Origin of the sequence: Streptomyces wuyuanensis (genome assembly GCF_900103455.1) — a bacterium.
GTDB classification, from domain to species: domain Bacteria; phylum Actinomycetota; class Actinomycetes; order Streptomycetales; family Streptomycetaceae; genus Streptomyces; species Streptomyces wuyuanensis.
Genome location: NZ_FNHI01000002.1, coordinates 39575 through 60328 on the forward strand (window position 1 = coordinate 39575; position 20754 = coordinate 60328).

Annotated in this window: 11 protein-coding genes; 5 read left to right on the forward strand and 6 right to left on the reverse strand. The window is 69.9% G+C overall.

The genetic code is table 11. The features are described from left to right. Positions 1–11: 11 nt before the first annotated feature. The 3 genes from BLT82_RS03285 to BLT82_RS03295 form a co-directional block, all read right to left on the reverse strand. Positions 12–485: a succinate dehydrogenase hydrophobic membrane anchor subunit gene (locus tag BLT82_RS03285; protein ID WP_093652281.1), complete on the reverse strand. Its 474-nt coding sequence runs from the start codon at positions 483–485 to the stop codon at positions 12–14. An 8-nt stretch (positions 486–493) separates the two neighbouring features. Next, the gene (gene sdhC, locus BLT82_RS03290; RefSeq protein WP_026165064.1) at positions 494–874 is read right to left on the reverse strand and encodes a succinate dehydrogenase, cytochrome b556 subunit; all 381 of its coding nucleotides are present in this window, start codon (positions 872–874) and stop codon (positions 494–496) included. A gap of 154 nt (positions 875–1028) precedes the next feature. Next, positions 1029–1613 (reverse strand): 2-oxo-4-hydroxy-4-carboxy-5-ureidoimidazoline decarboxylase, encoded by a 585-nt coding sequence (locus tag BLT82_RS03295; RefSeq protein ID WP_093652282.1) that lies wholly within the window; start codon positions 1611–1613, stop codon positions 1029–1031. A 255-nt stretch (positions 1614–1868) separates the two neighbouring features. On the opposite strand from BLT82_RS03295, the gene BLT82_RS03300 reads away from it, so the two are divergent. After that, positions 1869–3473, forward strand: a complete 1605-nt coding sequence (locus BLT82_RS03300) for a beta-N-acetylhexosaminidase (RefSeq protein WP_208867711.1) — start codon at positions 1869–1871, stop codon at positions 3471–3473. A gap of 206 nt (positions 3474–3679) precedes the next feature. Continuing rightward, a complete protein-coding gene (locus BLT82_RS03305; protein WP_093652284.1) occupies positions 3680–4198 on the forward strand; it encodes a hypothetical protein in 519 nt (172 codons plus the stop codon). A gap of 121 nt (positions 4199–4319) precedes the next feature. On the opposite strand, the gene BLT82_RS03310 is transcribed toward BLT82_RS03305, so the two are convergent. Beyond that, complete coding sequence (locus tag BLT82_RS03310; protein WP_244291812.1) at positions 4320–6005, reverse strand: FG-GAP-like repeat-containing protein; 1686 nt, start codon at positions 6003–6005, stop codon at positions 4320–4322. A 222-nt stretch (positions 6006–6227) separates the two neighbouring features. Here BLT82_RS03310 and BLT82_RS03315 point away from each other — a divergent pair, with 222 nt between their 5' ends. Next, positions 6228–6830, forward strand: a complete 603-nt coding sequence (locus BLT82_RS03315; RefSeq protein ID WP_208867713.1) for a maleylpyruvate isomerase N-terminal domain-containing protein — start codon at positions 6228–6230, stop codon at positions 6828–6830. Between the two features lie 83 nt (positions 6831–6913). Here the strand turns inward: BLT82_RS03315 and BLT82_RS03320 are convergent, their stop codons facing one another. After that, entirely contained in the window at positions 6914–9634 is a 2721-nt protein-coding gene (locus tag BLT82_RS03320; RefSeq protein WP_208867677.1) for an FG-GAP-like repeat-containing protein, read from the reverse strand. Positions 9635–9905: 271 nt separating this feature from the next. Then, positions 9906–10460 (reverse strand): hypothetical protein, encoded by a 555-nt coding sequence (locus tag BLT82_RS03325; RefSeq protein WP_244291813.1) that lies wholly within the window; start codon positions 10458–10460, stop codon positions 9906–9908. 305 nt (positions 10461–10765) lie between these two features. Here BLT82_RS03325 and BLT82_RS03330 point away from each other — a divergent pair, with 305 nt between their 5' ends. Beyond that, entirely contained in the window at positions 10766–19498 is an 8733-nt protein-coding gene (locus tag BLT82_RS03330; RefSeq protein ID WP_093652288.1) for a DNRLRE domain-containing protein, read from the forward strand. A 78-nt stretch (positions 19499–19576) separates the two neighbouring features. After that, positions 19577–20539 carry a hypothetical protein gene (locus BLT82_RS03335; RefSeq protein WP_093652289.1) on the forward strand — a complete coding sequence of 321 codons (963 nt, stop codon included), beginning with the start codon at positions 19577–19579 and terminating at the stop codon, positions 20537–20539. Positions 20540–20754 lie beyond the last annotated feature (215 nt).

A 20754-nucleotide genomic window follows, 5' to 3' on the forward strand; every position in this document is an offset into this window, starting at 1 on the left:
CAGCCCCGTGCCTAGCGGATGTTCGGGTCGAAGGTGAAGATCACCAGCGTGCCCAGAAGGATGGTGAACACCGTGGCGGTGTACAGCAGGCCCTTGAGCCACAGACGCGTGTTCGGCCGCTCGGCGTAGTCGTTGATGACGGTACGCAGGCCGTTGGCGCCGTGCAGCATCGCCAGCCACAGCATCAGCAGGTCCCAGACCTGCCAGAACGGGTTCGCCCAGCGGCCCGCGACGAACGCGAAGCCGATCTTGGAGACACCGCCGTCCAGGACGAGCTGGATCAGCAGGTGGCCGATGACGAGGACGACGAGGACCACACCCGAAAGGCGCATGAAGAGCCATGCGGCCATCTCGAAGTTGCCGCGGGTCGACCGCGGGGTCCGGCCCGTCCGCTTGCGCGGGGGCTCGATGTACGGCGCGGGGTTGTCGGGGCCGTAGGCGGCGCCTTCGACGGCGCCGATCGCGGAAGGGGTCTCAGCGGACATGTCTGGCGTCAGCTCCCGAACAGTTCACGTGCGGCGTGGCCGAGCACCGGGTAGACGGCACCGGCCATCAGGACGACCCAGATGCCCATCACGGTCCAGAGCATCTGCTTCTGGTAGCGGGGGCCCTTGGACCAGAAGTCCACGGCGATGACGCGAAGGCCGTTCAGCGCGTGGAAGAGGATGGCGGCCACCAGGCCGTACTCCAGCAGCGCGACGATCGGCGTCTTGTACGTCGCGACGACCTCGTCGTAGGCCTCGGGGGAGACACGGACGAGAGCGGTGTCCAGCACGTGTACGAACAGGAAGAAGAAGATGAGGACGCCGGTGACTCGATGAGCCACCCAGGACCACATACCTTCCCGGCCGCGGTACAGCGTTCCAGCCGGCACGGAAAAACCCTCCGGGAGCGGGGATTGGAGCCGGCCGCCAGCGTCCTTCCAAGGTGACAGCTCTGTCGGTCTGGCCCGGCCGGGTACGGTCCACCGGCCCTCGCCATCGTAGCGACGACTTGTCGGATCCCTCGCCCGGGGTCCGCTGGTGTGATCAAACAGGCACGGACGGGCTATCGGGGCGTCCGTAATCGGGGCATCCGGGATGGTCGGCCACCACATGGTCCAGCCGTGCCCGGGCGAGCCGGCGCAGTTCGTCGGCGGCGACCACCCGCTCGTCGTCCGGATCGTTCGTGAGCCGCGAGCGGATCCCGGCGAGTACCTGGTCGGACTGCTCGTCGGCCCGGAAGCCGTCCAGGCAGATCACGAAGGCGTGGCCGAAGCTCGCCTCGTAGGCGGCGTGCGCGGCCCGCAGGGCGGTGTGCGCCGCGGCCGGGGCGGCGGGATGCAGTCCGGACGACGACTCCGCGGCCAGCGCCTCGTCGAGGTCGGCGGCGGCCAGGTCGTAACTGGCCTCGTCGGCGGCGGCGAGCAGGGCGCCGAGGTCGGGGTAGGGGCGGTGGGCGGCGACCCGCCGGGCCCAGCGGCGGCTGCCGCAGCAACTGAGGAGGGTTGCGGTCGCGGCGGCGGCCGGGGCGGTGTTGAAGCGCTCCAGACCGGGCAGGTGCGCCCGGGCGGCCGGACGCGGTCCGGGAACGGACGCCGGGGAGGCGGGCCCGGCGGGGGCGGGGATCCGCACCGCCGGAGGGAGCGTGGGCGGTCGCTGCGGGAGACCGGTGTGCGATTCGCTGGACAGCGTGGACTCCGGGGCGACTGGGAAGCGTGGGGTGGTTGAGCTGCAACGCTATCGAGGCGCGCCAGAAGGTGTCCGAAGGATGCGCGAATTTCACCCGGACGGGAGAGTTTCGGTGTGCACCGTAGACGACCTCGGCGTAAATCACCCGATTAGGCTTTGTTCGTCATACTTCTTCATGAGGAGGAGGTTCTTTTCGTGATGTGGCACTCCCGGCGAGTGCGGCGGGTCACCCCGGCCGTAGCGGCCGCCATCGCGCTGTCGGCGGTCGCCTCCTGCTCCGCGGGCGGCTCCGCCGGCGCCGAGCGGGCCCAGGGGACGCCCAGGGCGGAGGCCGCACCGACGCCTCCCCCGAAGCCCTCCCCGACGAAGACCTATCCGCTGTCGACCGCGCCCATGACCATTCCCTCCGTGCGCGCCCACGAGGCGGCCCGCGGTCCTGGCTGGCGTCCGGCGGCGGGCAGCGCCGTCGTCGTCGCCAAGGGGAGCGAGGCGCTCGCCGACGAGGGCCGGCTGCTGGCGGGGGAGCTGAAGACCGGCTTCCGCAACGACGGGCCCGTGAAGGCCGGCGACATCGAGCTGTCGCTCGACTCCGCCGGCGGGGGCGCGCCCGAGTCTTACACCCTCACCGCGCGCGACGGCCGCGTCAGGGTCACCGGTCCGGACGAGGCCGGGGTCTTCTACGGCACCCGCACCCTGAAGCAGGCCGTCCGATCCGGCGGCGCGATGCCCGAGGGGGTCGTCCGCGACCGGCCCGACCGGCCGCAGCGGGGTCTGAACGTCGACATCGCGCGCAAGCACTTCACCCCCGGCTGGATCGAGGCGCGGCTGCGCGAGATGGCCGACCTCAAGCTCAACGTGCTCGGCCTGCACTTCTCCGACGACCAGGGCTTCCGGATCGCCTCCGACACCCACCCCGAGGTCGTGTCCAGGGAGCACCTCAGCAAGGCCGAGGTGCGCAGGATCCTGGCGCTCGCGCGGAGTCTGCACATCACCGTCGTGCCGGAGATCGACTCTCCGGGGCACCTGGGCGCGGTCATGCGGGCCCACCCCCAGCTCCAGCTGCGCAACGTCCAGGGAGTGCCCCGGCAGGGCGCCATCGACATCTCCGATCCGGAGTCCGCGCGGATCGTCGACGACCTGCTGCGCGAGTACTCACAGCTCTTCCCGGGCCGCTGGTTCCACGTCGGCGCCGACGAGTACCAGGCGCTGACCGTGCGCGACCCGCAGGCGTCGTACCCGCAGCTGGCCCGGGCGGCCGTGCGGCAGTACGGACCGAACGCCACGGTTCAGGACCTCGCGACCGGCTGGCTGAACGACCGGGCCGCGGTGGTGCGCGCCGCGCAGAAGCAGCCCAAGGCGTGGAACGACGGCTTCTTCCGCGGTGGCGCGGTCTCGCCCGCCAAGGACATCGAGGTCGAGTACTGGACGGGCAAGGAGATCGGCGCCCGGCCGCCGGCCGAGTACCTGGCGGAGGGCCGCAAGGTCGTCAACCTCAACGACGAGTACCTCTACTACGTGCTCGGCGAGCCCAACGACTTCACGTATCCGACGGGCCGTCGCATCTACGAGCAGTGGACGCCGCTCGTGCTGCGGGGGACCACCCCCGTCCCCGAGCGTTACTCCGGCCAGATCCTCGGCGGCCGCCTCGCCATCTGGGGCGACCGCGCCCAGGCGCAGACCCAGGACCAGGTGGCGGCGGGCATCCGCATGCCGCTGCGGGCGGTGTCCCAGAAGCTGTGGGCCCCGGGTCAGCCGGCGCTCTCGTGGGCGCAGTTCAACGCGCTGGCGGACAGGCTCGGCTGAGTCCGGGCTCCGGACGCCGGCCGTTCTCGCGTCGCGTACGGCCGTCCGCCCCGGGGTTGCGCGCCGACGCGGGCCGGGCGGTGCCGTCGGCCAGGAATGGGGTGAAACGGACTCAACAGGGTGGATCTTCGGCCGCGGGGGTGACGATTTTCGGCCACTCGGCGCTGTAAGTGACGTACTGCGAACGCACAGTCGGGGAGGCGTCGATGGGCCTGGTGCAACTGATCGCGGAGGCGGACGAGCGGAGCCTGGCCGCGAGCGGTCTCGCGTGTCTCGACCGCTGCCAGCCCCTGCTCGACGAGGAGCCCGACGTGCTGCGGCCGCTCTGGGCCGGTATCGCCGAGGGGGAGGAGGGCTGGGCCGGGCACTTGGCCGCGGCCAGGGCGGCACTCGACGAGACGCCCGTCGACGACGCGTCGAGCGAGGCCTGGGCCCCCGTTCGGAAGATGATCGCCGCCGCCCCGTCCGAGTGGGCCGTCGGACCGCTCGGCGAATGGGCGACGGCCTGTTCCGCGCTGGCCCTGGAACTGCACCGGGAACTCGACCCGACCGGCGGCGCCGGCGGCCCGCTCGTCGCCGGCGAGGAGCGCCGGCAGATCCAGATCCTCGAGATCCTCGCCGGCTGTCCGGACGGCGCCGCGCTCCGCCGCGCCCTGGACCTGTCGACGGAGGGCCGGCGCGTGCTGCGCGCGGCCCTCTCCCGGCGGGCGAGGGCCCGGGGCTGACCTTCCCGGCGGCGCGGAGTCCGGCCCGAGGGCCGGTACCGGTGTCCCGGGCGGGGCGGACGGCTACGGGTGCGGCGGCCCGTCCGAGGCGCACGGGAGGTCGCGGTGCGGCCCGCGCGTCTCACGTGCCCTGGCCGCCTGCAGCGGCCGGTCCGCCGCCCGGCACGGTCAGCCCCAGCGGCCCGCCGCTCGCGATCACCTCGGAACCGGCGAGGAGATCCGCGTAGCCGTCGCCGTCCAGGTCCTGGGCGGTCAGTGCCTCGGCGTCCGCGCCCACCGCGAGCGTGGGCGCACCGGCCGTGCTCAGGCCGGTGGGCGAACCGTGGTAGGTCACGATCCCCCGTCCGGTGGACACGGCCAGATCGTCGTACCCGTCGCCGTTCATGTCGCCCGAGGCGAGGGCGGAGCCGCCGGCGCCCATCAGGACGGTCGGCGAGGCGGTCGGGCGTCCGCGCGCGGGATCGCTCAGCACGACGAGCGGGGCGGCACCCTCCGGAGTGCGGTAGCCGACGGCCAGATCCCGGTCCCCGTCCCCGTCGAAGTCACCGCCGGCGGAGTCCTGCTCCTCGGCGTCGTCGGGTACGACGGCCGCGGCCTCGCCCCCCGGGTCGTGCGGCCAGGGCACTGGGGAGGTCTCCGGATCGCCGGCGCCCGACCCGTCGTCCTGTGCCGCGGCGGACAGGCGGATCGCGGGCAGATCGGCGTACAGATTGCCGCCGGGGCATTCGGTCGGGTACGCGTCACGGTGCCCGGGCAGCCGCGGGAGGGTGACGCGCTGCCCTTGCCGGAACTTGCCGTTGTCCACCGATGCCGTGAGCGTCGTCGTCCCGTTCACGGGCAGCCCGTAGAGGCCGAGTTTCCAGGATGCGAGCTTCGCGACGGCGTCGCGGACCGCGGACGTCGTGGTGGCGGTGCTGTAGTCGCCGATCACCGACACGCTGCTGGTGTCGACGTTGAAGCCGTACGTGTGCGCACCCTGCACCGGCCGGTCGACGCCGCCGGCCCGGCCCTCGAAGATCCTTCCGCACTTGTCGACGAGGAAGTGGTAGCCGATGTCGTTCCAGCCCTGACCCTCCACGTGGTACGTGAAGACGGCGCGGACGATCGCGGGCGAGTCGGCGCACTGGTACGTGTTCGACCCCGCGGTGTGGTGGACGAAGACCGCCTTGGTGGTGGAGTTGTACGTGGGCGGCCCGCCGACCTTGGACTCGTCCGCGCCCCAGCCGGCCCGCATGGTCATCGGCGGCGCGCCTGCCGGAGCCTCGGTGCGGGCGGCGGACGGGGGCGCCGGGGCGCCGCCCTGCGGGTCCACGAGTTCGACCCGCAGCCCACGCGGCAGCGCCTGTCCCTCGGCCCGCAGCTGAACGCCGTCCGACGGTCCGGTCCACAGCGGCCGGCTGCCCGCCCGGAGGCCGGCGGAGGGCTGCCCGGGGCCGGTCTCGGGCGTCCGTACGTCCATGTCGAGCGGGTGCCAGGGCGACCAGACACCGGTACGGCCGTCCCGGGTGCGGACTTCGGCGGTGCCGACCAGCTCCGCGTCCGGGTCGTCCCAGGTGACGCCGACCAGGCTGAACGGTTCGGTGGTGCGCGCCGGGAGCGAACGCTGCGCCGGGTCGTCGCCGGGTACGGGCACGCTGTGGATCCTGCCGGCGCCCGGCGCGTCCGCTTCGCGGGCGGGGGAAGCGGGGGACCGTACGGGGGAGACGGAAGGGGAACCGGGAGCCGAGGGAGGCGCTGCGGCCGTGAGGCCGGTGAGGCAGACGGCGGCGGTGCACGCGGCGGTGAAGGCCACGGGGCGGCATCTCATGGGGCCGGAGCATAAGGAAGCAGCGGGCATATGGTGTGCAATGACGCTACGGCCGGGACGGTGACGCCCGTAATGAACGGTGATTGACGGGCTGTCCGAAAATGACTTACCCGAACTCCCGTTCCCGGTCATTGGTACGGTCCGGTCATGGCCGTTGATCACGCGTCAGGTGTGTCGGACGCATCAGAGGAACGTACGAGAACCCCCGTCACCGCCGACGACGTGCAGCATGCCGTACGGCTGGCGCTGACCACCCTGCGGGCGGGCCTCGGCGCCGACTGGGACGCCAGGGCGGGCGCCCTGGAGTGGACCTGCTGGGAGACCGTCGAGCATCTCGCCGACGACCTCTTCGCCTACGCCGCCCAGCTCGGCCCCGAGTCCCCTCCGCTCGACAACGATGTCCCCTTCGACTGGATCACGCGCCGGGACGGCGGACCGGCGAACGTCACCTTCGCCGACCGGGCCGCCGGCCCCCGGGGTCTGCTCCAGATGCTGGACGCCTGCGGCGGCATGCTCACGGCGATGGTGCGCACGGCCCCCGCTGATGCCCGGGCGTACCACACCTTCGGGACGTCCGACGGCGAGGGCTTCGCCGCCATGGGTGTGGTCGAGACCCTCGTCCACACCCATGACGTGGCTCAGGGCCTGGGCCTCACATGGTCCCCTCCGGCGGGCCTCTGCGACCGCGTACTCGCCCGCCTCTTCCCCGGTGCCCCGGTGGACACGGACCGCTGGGAAACCCTCCTCTGGGCGACGGGCCGCGGCGAACTGCCGGGCCGCAGGCGCCTGGAGTCCTGGCGGTGGCACGGGGCCACGCGGGACTGACGCGGCGGAAGGCGAGCGGCCGGGCCCCCCTTCTCCTCGGGGTCCCGGCCGCTGCCGTTCGGTGGTGGCGCTGTGGTGTGGTGCTACGGGGTGATGAGACGCCCGATGCCCAGGCCCGAGGGCGCGACCAGGGTGCTGACGCCGTAGAAGACGCCGGAGGAGGGCACGACACCCGACGTGCTGCTGTTGTCGAGTTGGAGGATCGTGCCGTTGTTGGCGTCCGTCCCGTCCGCGCCGAGGGCGAGATCGGCACGGCTGTAGCCGGACAGGTCGGTCAGGCTCACGGCGGCGCCGAGCCGCTCGTTCGGCGCGGTCGTACCGGGGACTCCGGCGGTGTCCAGGTGGTACGCGACCGAACCGGTGGCGGTCATGCCCGTGGCGGAGCCGCGGATCAGGAGGGCCTGGCCCGCGTTGGCCTGGTTGGCGCCGTCCCGCGTGAGGTCCTCGCCGGGCAGGCCGACGAGCACGTCGGCGTAACCGTCGAGGTTGACGTCTCCGACGGAGACCGAGGCGCCCATGGTGTCGCCGGACTCGTCGCTGTCGGGGATCCCGGTGCTGTTCTGGTTGAAGGTGGCACGGCCGTCCTTGGTCAGGCCCGTGGGCGAGCCGAGCACCTGGGCGACCGCGCCGCCCGTCGCGAGGTGGCCGGACTCCGTGGAGTTCGGCTGGCCGATGGCCAGGTCGTCGTAGCCGTCGCCGTTGATGTCGCCCACGGCGAGCGAGCGGCCGCCGCGCGGGTAGAGGACGCCGATCCGCTCCAGGCCGTTGGCCGTGCCCTTGAGCGCGAGGATCCGGCCGACACCCGACGAGTCGCGGTAGGTGATGGCGGCGTCGGCGTAGCCGTCGCCGTTGAAGTCGCCGCTTCCGGCGGAGGCGAAGGAGACCACCGAGGTGTTCGCGGTGTCGCTCAGCCAGCCGGCCTTGGTGGCGTAGGTGGGGTTCTTGGACTCGAACACCCACCAGCGGCCCGGCTTGCCGGGGGCGACGGACAGGACGTCCGCGGTGCCGTCGGCGTTGAAGTCGCCGACGGCGACGGCGGTGCCGAGCTTGTCACCGGTCACGCGGTAGGCGGGCGAGGTCATGTAGCTGACGCCGGAGGTGAGACCGGGGCCGTTGAGCACGGTCACCGAGCCGGTGTCGGTGTGCCCCGACTCGTCGTCCTCGCCGGGGGCGCCCACGACCAGGTCGGCGTAGCCGTCACCGTTGTAGTCGCCCCAGGCGGACGTGGTGCCGAACTGGTCGCCGCTCTCGTTGGCGCCGGGCACGTCCCCGCTGTTCTGGTCGATGGACGTGCGCACCGTGGTGCTCGGCCCGTCGGTGGTGCCGGGCAGAACGGTGACGCGGCCGGCGCTGCTCGCGTACTTGGGCAGACCCGCGACCAGGTCGGTGATGCCGTCCCGGTTGTAGTCGGCCGTCGGGATCGCGGAGTTGCGGCCGGCGCCGGCGGCGAAGCCGCGGATCGAGGACAGCTTGGCGTACAGGTTCTTGCCGGGGCAGGCGGTCGCGAAGGCGTCGCGGTGCCCGGAGATCACCTTCATGGTGGCCTGCTGGCCGGTGACGTACTTGCCGGTGTTGCCCTGCGCGGTCAGGGTGACGCTGCCCTGCGGGTCACCGCCGTACTGGCCGAGCTTCCAGGCCGCGACCCGGGCCGCCGACTGCAGCGCGGCCTTCGTCGGCTGTCCGGCGGGCTTTCCGGTCGCCGGGTCGCCCTCGAAGTCGCCGAGGACGGCGATGCCGGTGGAGTAGCTGTTGAAGCCGTAGGTGTGCGCGCCCTTGACGGGAAGGTCGATACCGCCGCCGCGGCCCTCGAAGATCTGGCCGCACTTGTCGACCAGGAAGTTGTAGCCGAGGTCGTTCCAGTCCTCGGCGTTGATGTGGTACTCCATGATGCCGCGCACCAGGGCCGCGGACTCGGCGCAGCTGTAGTTGTTGGCCCCGACGGTGTGGTGGATGAAGACCGCCTGGACCTTCTCGATGTACTCGGCGGGGTCCTCGACCAGCGACTCGTCGGCCCCCCACTGGGCGCGGCTGATGATCGACGGCTGCCTGACCGTCGACGGCAGCGCAGCGGGCTTGGTCGGCGTGGGCGTGGGCGTCGCGGTCTCGGTCGGCGTGCCGGTCTCGGTCGGCGCCGCCGTGTCGCTCGGCGCGGCGCTGTCCGTCGGGGTCGCCGTGCCGCCCGGGGCGGCGGTGTCCGTCGGTGCCGGGGTGTCCGTCGCGGTCGCGCCGGGAGTCTCCTCCACGGCGAACGCCGCGCTGTCCATGTCCGCGTCCGCGGCGGGCGTGCTCAGCGCCGCGGCCGGAGCGGCGGGGTTCTCGGCCTCCGCCTTGCTCACGCCCGGGTCCACCATGTGCAGCTTCAGGCCCTTGGGGAGCGCCGCCCGGCCGTCCACGCGCACCTGCACGGCGGTGGAAGGGCCGACCCACAGCGGCTCGGACGCTCCGCGTCCGCCGTCGCTCTCGACCTCGTCCGGAGTGTCCGACTCCGCGAGGTCCACGGACTGCCAGCCGGACCACCGCCCGGTCTCGGCACTGCGCGTCCGCACCTGCGCGACGATGCCCGCGACCTTCGCGGAGTCGTCGTCCCAGCCGATGCCGACCAGGGAGAACGGCTCCGTCGTCGTCGCCGGAAGGTCCCGGTCGGTGGCGCCGCCCTTGGCGAGAGCGAGTGAACGCAGCTCGGCGGCCCGCTCGTGCAGCCGCAGCGGCTGCGGCCTGTCCGACGGACTCGCCGTGGCCACGGTCACCACACCGGCACCACCCAGCACCACGGCGCCGAGCGTCAGCCACACCCGGCGCTTCATGCTCAATGGTCGGTACGCATGTGACGTACGCGGACTCAAATGCCCCACCCCTTGGAGATTCACTCGCGGCTCATCCGTCTCATGGATGGCCTGGTTCACACAGCGATGGCGGATGCCGAACCGTCACGGGAAACCATGGGATGTGACACGAGTCACAGCATGATCGTCGTGCGTGCTCTCGCTGGTCGTGCAGTGTGCTCGCCGGTCGTGCGGTGCGCGTAGCGCGTTGCGTGGGTCTGTGTCGCACGGGCCCGCCTCGCACGGGTCCGGGTCAGTCCTCGCCCGCTCCGGCGGCGGGGAGCTCGCCCGAACACGTCGCCCGCCCGAACTCGCCCATGGCCGTGGCGCGCTGTACGTGCTGCCCGCGGACGGCGAGCGTGCACGAGGCCCGGCCGCCCTTCTTGTCGAGGACGATGGCCACGCTCGGGGCCTGGCCCAGAGGGACCTCGACCGACTTCTTCCAGGGCAGGGTGACGCCCTTCTCGACCGTGGCCGTGCCGGCCTCGCTGCGCGCGAGATACGCGATCTCGGCCGTGCCCGTCCCTGTGACCTCGTACGTCACTTCCGCCGTCGGGACGGCGCGGGGCTTCGGCTCCTCCTTCGTGTTGAGCACGCCGTAGCCGACGAGCCCGCCGCAGGCGAGCAGTACGGCCGCGGCGATCAGCAGGCCGCGCCGGTCGGGAGAGCCCTCCGTGGCCTCGCCCTCCGGCGCGGTGTTCTCGGCCGGCGCGAGTCCGGAGAGTTCGGCGAGTTCCTTCGTCGGCGTTTCCTCCGCCGGTGATTCCTTCTCCGGCGCCGTACGTTCCGGGAGTTCATTGGACGACATGAGTGGACCGGCTTTCGGTGATTGGCTGACGTGGAACCGGGGGTTTATACACCATGCCGCCGATCCGGCGCGAGCGAGCGGATGAAGCGGGCGAACCGCCCCTCCTGTGGCCTGCTGATTGTCCAGTTATGTCCGCGCAGTTGACAGGGCATCAGCTGCTTGATTAGAAACCCGCCGCGATCTCCGTGAAAAAGAATGCGCCACTCCTTTTTCGCGGTTGCTTCGCCATGCTCAAAGCCGGGTGGAATTCTCCGCTCCGGCTCGTTCGGCGTGCCCATTTCGCATGCGGCGACCTGGGTTCGCCGATGCGGAAAGGTATTGAGGTGAAAGTTCCGTACAGGAGATCTCTCTCCTGTCTTGTCGTCTCGGCGGTAGCGAGCACGCTATTGCCGCAGATCGCCTACGCGGCCCCCGCATCACCGTCGAGCGACGACGACAAGGGCGTCATCGACACGATTGCGGGCTGGTTCTCCGACGACGAAGCAGGGGCGGACAAGCCCCCCGTCGGCGGGAAGCTGGAGATACCCAGTCGGCAGAAACTGCCGAAGGGCAAGGTGCTCCCGCAGCCGAAGCGGGTCAAGGAGCTGACGCAGCGGCGTACGCCGCAGGCGAGGTTCTGGCAGATGTCGGACGGGCGCGTCGAGGCGGAGCTGTCGGCCTCGCCGGAGTCGTACCGGTCGGAGGCGGACGGCTCGTGGAAGCCGATCGACACGACGGTGACGGCGTCGAAGGCCAAGGGGTTCGCCTACGCCAACACGACGAACGCGGGCCGCAGCTGGTTTGGTTCGGACGCGTCGAAGCTGGTGCGGTTCGAGACGGCCGCCGGCCAGGCGGTGACCCTGGGGCTGGAGGGCGCGGCCAAGGGCGTCGCGCCGACCGCCAAGGGTGACACGGTCACCTACAAGGATCTGGCCGCGGGCGCGGACGTCTCGTACGAGGTGGGCGCGGGCCGGGTGAAGGAGAACATCACCCTCGCCGAACGGCCCGCGAAGCCGGTGCGGTTCGTGTTCACGCTGGACGCGGGCCCGCTGGAGCCGAAGGAGCGGGGCGACGGGTCGATCGCCCTGTTCGGCGAGGATCCTGCCAACCCGGTGCTGGTGATCCCGCCGGCGTTCATGACGGACGCGAAGAAGGACAAGGCGTCCCCGTACGGCACGTCCTACAGCCCCAAGGTCTCGCAGGAGCTGAGCCGTCACGGCAAGCAGTGGCGGCTGACGGTGACGCCGGACGCGACGTGGCTGGCGGCTCCGGAGCGGCAGTACCCGGTGGTGATCGACCCGACGATCACGATCGCGCCGTCGCCGACGGAGTCGCAGGACGTGATGGTCCGCTCGGACGCGCCGACGACGAACTTCAACAGCACCTGGGACATGTCGGCGGGCAAGACCAGCAGCACGGGCATCGCCCGTTCGCTGATCAAGTTCCCGCTGGACGAGATCCCGGCCGGCTCGAAGATCGACACGGCGCAGCTGTCGCTGTACTTCGACCAGGTCCACACCACGGGTTCCACGAACGTGGACGTGGAGGTCCGCCGGGCAACGGGCGCCTGGGACGAGACCACTGCGACGTGGAACAACACCAGTGCGCTGGCAGGTGGTGAGCAGTCCGCGACCACGGTCCTGATGGACGACGGCGACACCGGTACGGCCGCGGTCGGCGAGTGGCCGCGGGTCAGCGGCACGGGTCACGCGAGCGACTACGCCTACAACAAGAACACCGCGACCGGTGAGTCCTACACCTGGCAGCCGAACATCGTCGACGCCGCGGACTACAAGGTCGAGGTCCACACCCCGGTGCAGGCGGACGGCGCCACGGCCGCCCCGTACACGGTGACCTCGGCCGAGCCGACCGCGAACTTCACGGTCAACCAGGCCACCGGCACGACCGGCTGGCGCCAGCTCGGCACCACGCAGATCGACTTCGCCAAGGGCAACGCCGGCAAGATCGTCCTCGGTGACACGGGCGACTCGACCAAGCGGACCATCGCCGACGGCGTCCGGCTGGTCAACCCGGCCCAGGTCCGCAAGGACATCGGCGAGTACAACCAGTGGCACAACTTCCGGGTCGGCGACACCGTCCAGAAGTGGGTCTCGGGCACGGCGACGAACCACGGCTTCGTCGTCAAGGCCGTCGACGAGTCCGGCACCGCACCGCTCGGCGGTCCCCAGTACCAGGCCGGGGACTACGACTACGGTGGCGAGACGTCCACGATCCCGCGCCTGACGGTCACCTTCGGCAAGACCGGCACCTCGCTGAACTCGCCGACCGTCGTGCACGGCACCGGCCCCGAGCTGTCCTGGGCCGCGTACAACAACACCACCGGTGACGCGGACCTCGACATCGCCGAGTACCAGCTGCACCGTTCCACGCAGCAGGTCTTCACGCCTTCCGCCGCGACCCTGATCGCGCCGATCGCCAAGACGGCCACCACGTACACGGACACCACGGCCGTCCCGACGCCGGACTCCAGCAGCGCGGAGATCGGGAAGTCGTACTACTACCAGATCGCGGTCAAGACGGCCGACGGCCAGGTCCTCGGCTCGCCGACCCGCGTGGTGGGCATCCCGAAGGCCGGCCGCACGATGCGGCTGATCCAGGCGGGCGCGGGCGTCACGGACACCACCCTGTCCTCGCTCAAGCCGACGACGAACCTCAACACCATCGAGCAGGGCACTGTCGGGCAGGACTGGCTGACCGTCGGCAACAACTCCGCCACCTACGGCAAGACCCGCTCGGTGATCAAGTGGCCCACGACCACGATCCCCGCCACCGCCACGGTGCTGGAAAGCCGGGTCTTCCTGTGGTCCACGATGACGACACGGGACACCGCGTCCAAGGCCCAGTACAACCTGCACGGGCTGACCCGGGACTTCACCGAGACCCAGGCCACCTGGAACAACGCGAACTCCACCACCGCGTGGACCACCGCCGGCGGTGACCACTCCTCGGTCGTCTCCGACTACGTGCCCGCGTTCAACACGGACCTCGGCCGCCACTGGTGGGACGCGACCTCCCTCACCCAGGGCTGGGTCAAGACGCCCAGCAGCAACAAGGGCACCCTGCTCAAGCTGAAGGACGAGACGACGGCCGGCCCGCAGGAGCGCTCCATCTTCCTGTCCGCCGCCGCGCCCGACCCGCAGCTCCGTCCCCTGCTGCGCGTGATCTACGTCGACTCCACGACGGAGGACACGTACTACGCGCCGCAGACGCCGTCCCGGAAGGCCACGGACTCCACGTACACCGAGGACGTCACGGTCACCAACACCACAGGGAACGCGTGGGCCGCCGGTGAGCGCGAGCTGTCCTACACGTGGAAGCTGCCCGACGGCACCGACGCCACCACGGCCGGCAACCAGCTCAAGACGCCGATCCCGGCCCTGCTGCCGGGCAAGTCGGCGACGATCCAGGCGCAGGTCAAGACCCCGTCCGACTCGGCCGCCGGCAACAAGCGGGACGAGTACGCACTGGGCTGGGACGTGCGCAAGGTCTCCGACGGCACCTGGTTGTCCGCCGGGACCGGCGGCATCGCGCCGCTGAAGCAGAACGTGGCCGTCGAGGAACCGACCTCCGACCAGCTCGGTCTGGAGAAGTTCTATGCCTACACGGGCAAGAACACCGGTGCCGGCTCGACGGTCATGAACAACCTGGCCTCCGGCAACAGCGTCTGGTCGTACAACGCGTTCAACAACCCGGGCCGCGGGCTCAACACCTTCGCCCGCTTCGCATACAACAGCCTCGACACCTCGGACACGGTCTCGGGCCATGGCTGGTCGGCGCAGATCTCCGGCCCGATCAGGCTGGGCGCGCCGCTGGACTTCCACCCCAACCCGAACCCGACGGAGATCCGTCTCCCGGACGGTGACGGCACCACGCACGTCTTCCGCAAGCAGGAGGACGGCACGTGGAAGGCTCCCGCGGGCGTCCACTACAAGGTCACGATGAAGTCGGGCCTGGACTGCAAGCCCAACAAGGACCCGGTCCCGGACGCCTGGACGCTGACGCGTCCGGACGGGACGCGGTTCCTGTTCGGCTGCGACGGCTACATGACGTCTGCCATCGACAAGAACGGCAACACGCAGACGTACACGTACGAGGAGCGCAAGTCCAACAACAAGCCGACCAAGTTCCTCACGTACATCACCGACCCGGCCGGCCGTCAGTCGCTGGCCGTCGACTACTGGACCAAGGGCCAGTCCGGCTACCAGTACGTCAATGACTCGGGCGTGCTGACCACCGACAGCGGCAGCCTGAACAACTCCAAGATCTACGACCACGTGAGGTCCGTGACGGACATCTCGGGCCGCAAGATCGAGTTCTACTACACCACCAAGGGCCTGCTCGGTCAGTTCACCGACGGCGTGGGTTCGTCCCAGCCCAAGGTGTTCAAGTTCACCTACGACGCCACGCAGGGGAACAAGAACGTCAAGCTGGTCGAGGTCACCGACCCGCGCGGCAACCACACACAGCTGGGGTACTACTTCCCGAGGGAAGGTGACGACCCGAAGTACCACTGGCGCACGCAGACCATCACCGACCGTCTGCAGGGCACCGCGGACTTCACCTACGCGGCCAACGCGACCAACCCTGAGTTCACCGACACCAAGGTCATCGACGCCGAGAACCACGCGACCGACTATGTGACGGACAACCTCGGCCGCCCCGTCCAGACGACCAACGCCAAGTCTGAGACCACGAAGATGTCGTGGGACGCGGACCACAACGTCACGTACCTGGAGGAGGCCAACGGCGCCAAGACCGCGTTCTGCTACGACCAGAAGACGGGCTACCCGCTCTGGAAGCGCGACGCGGAGCAGAACAAGTCCGGAGTTCCGCCTCCCGGCGACTGTGCCCCGGGCACATACCCGGAGAACTCGGCCCGGTACACGTACCAGACACGTGTTGACGGCTACTCGGCCGACCTGTTCACCAAGACCTCTCCCGAGGGCCGCAAGTGGCAGTTCGGCTACGACACGTTCGGCAACCTGAAGACGGTCACCGACCCGAAGGGCGTCGCCACGCCTGCCGCCGGCGACTACACCACGTCGTACGAGTACGACGCCCACGGCCAGCTCACCAAGGCGATCGACCCCAACGGCAACCCGACGGCCTCCAGCGACTTCGGCCCCACTGGCTACCCGGCGAAGATCATTGACGCTCTGGGCAAGTCGAGCGACTTCGTCTATGACGAACGTGGTCAGGTCCGTGAGGTCACCGACGCCCTCGGCAAGAAGGTCACCCAGACCTACGACACCTTCGGACGTCCGAAGGAGAGCAAGGTCCCGAAGAACCAGGCCGCGGGCGAGTACATCACGACCCCCGCCCCGGTCTTCGACGCCAACGACAACGTGACCACGTCGACGGCGCCGAACGGTGCGGTCTCCACCGCCGTCTACGACGCCGCGGACCAGATCGTCTCGGCCACGGCTCCGAAGGACACGGCCACCTCGCCCGAGCGGCGCACGGCCTACACCTACGACAAGGTCGGCAACGTCAAGACCGTCACCGAGCCGAAGGGCACGCTGAAGACCTCGGACGCCACCGACTACGTCACCACCAACCACTACGACGCGATCTACCAGCTCACCTCGGCCGTCAACGCCGCGGGCAACAAGATCACCTACGAGTTCGACAACGTCGGCAACGCGGTCAAGGTCGTCGACCCGAAGAAGAACGCGACCCCGGACACGACCGACCACACGTCCAAAATGGTGTACGACCTGAACCACCGGGTCACCACCTTCACGGACGCGGCGGGCAAGTCCAGTTCGCGCAGCTACGACAAGGACGGTCTCGTCCTCACGTCCACAGACCCCGCGAACAGCACCACGACGTACACGTACGACGAGCGGGGCAAGCAGGCCGAGGTCAAGGTCCCGTACGACGCGACGACGTTCCGCGTCACCAAGTACGAGTACGACCAGGCCGGCAACACCACCAAGGTGATCACCCCCAAGGGCGCCGCGACGGCCACCGCCGACGACTTCGTGTCACGCACCGAGTACGACGTCCTGAACCGTCCGGTCAAGCAGTACCAGCCGTACGACCCGACCGACCCGGCGCACAGCGACCCGAACGTCTACACGCAGACGGTGTACGACGCCGTCGGCCGGGTCGCGCGGCAGTCGCTGCCGCCGTCGAAGGGCCAAACGGTCCGAAACGACACGGTCTTCGAGTACTACGACAACGGCTGGACGAAGAAGTCCACCGACGCGTGGGACATCGCCACGACGTACGACTACACCGATCTCGGGTACCAGAAGGCCCGCACGCTCACGTCCGCGGGCGGCTCCTCGGACCGCACGATGACGCAGTCGTACTACCCCGACGGCAAACTCAAGTCCAAGTCGGACGACGGTGTGCCGGTGGGCAAGTCGGTCGTGCTCGTCGACAACTCCGACAGCCAGCACACCGCCGCCACGGGCACCTGGGCGACCGGTGACCGCACGGGGCAGCAGGGCTATGACCACCGCACGCATGCGGCCGGGAGCGGCACGGACGCCTTCACCTGGACGCTCAACATCCCGAAGGACGGCACGTACACCGCGTACGTGAAGTACCCGCAGGTGACGGGCGCGGCGACGGCTGCGAAGTACACGCTGGCGCAAGGTGCGACCACGCATCCGGCGGTCTCCAAGGACCAGACGGCAGCCGCCGGCACCTGGGTGTCGCTGGGCTCCTACAGCCTGAAGCAGGGCAACGACGCCACGCTGAAGCTGGAGCAGAGCAGCTCGGGCACAGCGGTGGCCGACGGGGTCAAGCTGGTGCGCGACACGGCCGGTGAGACGGACACCGAGAAGCGGACCTTCGCGTACGCCTACGACGTCAACGGAAACCTGACGTCGATCGACGACACGTCCTCGGGCGCGAAGATCGACGCGTACACGGTCGTCTACGACGGGCTGAACCAGGTCCAGAAGGTGACCGAGGCGCTCGCGGGCCAGGAGAAGAAGGTCACGTCGTACACGTACGACGCCAACGGCCAGGCCGACACGGTCACTCACCCGACCCAGTACGCCAAGTACTCCTACGACCTGCGCGAGCTGGTCAAGACGATCTCGGTCGGGAAGTCTGCCACGGACGCCTCGCCGAAGGTCACCTCGTACACGTTCAACGACCGCGGCCAGCGGCTGAAGGAGACCAAGGCCAACGGAAACACCGTCGATTACACGTACCTGCTCGGCGGTGACCTGAGGTCGACCACGGAGAAGAAGGGCTCCGGCACGCTCGTCTCCTCGCACACCTACGCCTACGACCTCAACGGCAGCAAGGCGCAGGACATCGCGAAGAAGATGAACGCCGACAACCATGCGGCGTACCTCGAATCCACGACCGACTACACCTACGACCCGGCGGGCCGGCTCACCGAGTCGGTCAAGACCGGCAACGGCGCGGGCACCGAGAAGTACGTCCACGACGACAACGCCAACGTCGTCTCGCAGACGGTCGACAGTGTCACGACCAACTTCGAGTACGACCGCAACCGACTGCTGCGGGCCACCACATCGGGCTCGGCGGCCACGTACAACTACGACCCGTTCGGCCGGCAGGAGTCCGTCACCTCGGGCGGTCAGGTCATCGAGCGAAGCGTGTACGACGGCTTCGACCATGTCGTGGAGTCCCAGAAGCGGGACGAGAGCGGCGCGTTGAAGACGACGACGTACACCTTCGATCCGCTCGACCGCACCGCCTCGAAGACGGCCGAGGGCAAGACGACCGACTTCAACTACCTCGGCATGTCCGGCGAGGTGCTGAGCGAGGAAGTCGCCGGGGCGCTGACGAAGTCGTACCAGTACAGCCCGTGGGGCGAGCGTCTGTCCCAGGTCAAGCACAACACCGACGGTACGGGCGAGGACGGCTACTACGGCTACAACGCCCACACCGACGTCGAGACGCTGACCGACAAGGACGGCGACACCAAGGCGACGTACGGCTACACCGCCTACGGCTCCGACGACAAGACGGAGTTCACCGGCATCGACAAGCCGGACGCCGCTGACCCGACGAAGCAGGAGTACAACCCGTACCGGTTCAACGCGAAGCGCTGGGACGCCCAGTCCGGCACGTATGACATGGGCTTCCGGGACTACAGCCCCGGTCTCAACCGCTTCACCACCCGGGACATGTACAACGGCGCCCTCGCCGACATGAACCTGGGTGCGGACCCGTTCACCGGCAATCGCTACGCGTTCGCGGGCGGCAATCCGACCAGCTTCGTCGAGCTGGACGGCCATCTCGCGTTCGCCATCCCGGCCCTGTGGTGGGCGGGCGCCGCTCTGGCCACGGCCCTGTACGCGGCGACGCCGGAGGGTCAGCAGAACCTGTCCGACGCGGCCACGGCGCTCGGCCAGCTGATGCCGACCGCCGATTCCGTGACCTCGTCCGGCTCGTCGAGCGGGACGAGCACCGCGCCGACTCCGTCGCCCTCTCCGGGCCCGGCGCCCGGTCCGCCGGGCGGCGGTAGCGGTTTCAACGGCAAGTTCCACACCGGGGCGGCGGTCTCCATGATCGTCCGAATCTTCTCGGGCATGAGGGCGGCCGGGCCGGACGAGGACAAGTCCCCGCAGCGCAAGGCGATCGACAATGCGGACAACGAGAGCCGGAGGTGCCACGAGTCCTCCGGTCCGAGCCTGGTGTGGAACTCCCCGGTGGACAGTCAGGGCCGGGCCACCGGCGGGTTCGCCTGTCTGGACCCGTCGCAGCCGGCGGATCTGGACAACACCGGTCCACAGAATCCGCGGGGCTGGGACCTCCAGGACGAGTCCGACGACTGGAACCGGGCTCACCTGATCGCCCGTGAGTTCGGCGGCAGCCACTTCCGGGAGAACATCGTCCCGACCACCATGTACCAGAACCAGAAGGAGGGCATGCGGACCGTCGAGTACGAGATCGAGCGGCGGCTCAAGCTCGGCGAGAAGGTCTACTACCAGTCCATCCCGGTCTACGTGCCTGGATACGTGAATCCGATCGGCGTGCACATGCACGTTTCGAGCTCGTCGGGTTCGTTCTCCCGGCTGGTAGCGTCCGGGGTCCACGACTGATCCGGCGCAGCTGAGGCGGTGGGGCAGGCGGCCGTCGGCCCGCCCGCCCCACCGTCGACGCCGTTCAGAGAGGTACACATGAATCTTCACGATGTCGTCCGACTTCTCGGGCTCACGGCTCCGACGTGCGCGGAGGGAGAGGCGTCCGGGCAGGTCGTGCCCGGTGACTTCGAGCTGCTGCTGCGGGCGGTGCCCGCGGGCGTGGTCGCGGGGTCCGTGATCCTGAACCGCGCCGACGTCCCGGTGCGCTCGGTGAAGGACTTCGCGGCGGAGGCGGAGCTGCGTCTCGGAGACATGCGCGAGGCCCTGACCTCCCGCGAGCAGGCGCTCCCGGCGTCGCTCCACCCGGAGCCCGGGGGCCTGGTGCCCTGGGGCCGGACCGCGCGCGACGGGGTGCTGCTGTGGGACACCGCGGCGCCGGACACCGAGGAATGGACGACGGTCCTGGCGGACAAGGACTTCCAGCTCTGGCTGGACCTTCCCTTCTCCGCTTCCGAGTTCGTCGCACGGACGCTGATGGCGCGCGAGGAGGGCACTCCCGCGTTCGAGAGTTTCGAGGAGTACGAGTCGGGTTCGTTCTGGAAGGTCGCGGACGACATGCGCGCGACCGCCATGGCGATGGCGAACCGGGACGTCCGGGCAGTGGACGAGCTCGTCACAAGACTGCGGGCGCTTGGCGTCCCCGGTGTCCGGGAGTACGCGCAGGAGCGCGTCGCCCGGGCACTGGAGGCGGCCCGGGAGTCCTCGCTGGCGTACCCGGAGGAGTATCTGGCGGTGATGCGGGAGTTCCCCGGCGGGGTGATCGCCGGGATGAAGGTGTTCCCCGTAGACCGGGTCGGCTGGTTGACCGAGGACCCGGTGTTCCTGCAGTGGGGCGAGTTGGAGGGGCGGGCGTTCGGGTGGCTCGCGCTCGGCGGTGATCCGGCGGAATGGCGCGTCGCGTACGTCGAGCCCGACGGCACGTCCCTGACGCATCTGCACGACCAGACCTTCGCCTCGTTCCTGCGCCGCCGACTGCGGGGGAACAACTCGCTGTTCTGATCCGGTCCGACCCCTGCCCAGGGCTGATGCAAGTGGCAGTAACGCGCCCAGCAGCGCCCTCGTGGCGGAGCGCCGTTCTTCGGTGTTCCGGCACGGGGGCGTTTTCGTACGCGGACGGGTTCACTGGTCGGATCCGGGGCCGACTGGGTCTACGAGGAGGTCGAGAACGACGTCATCTGACGTCGCGCGGGCGGTACTTGGATGCCGCTCCTCAC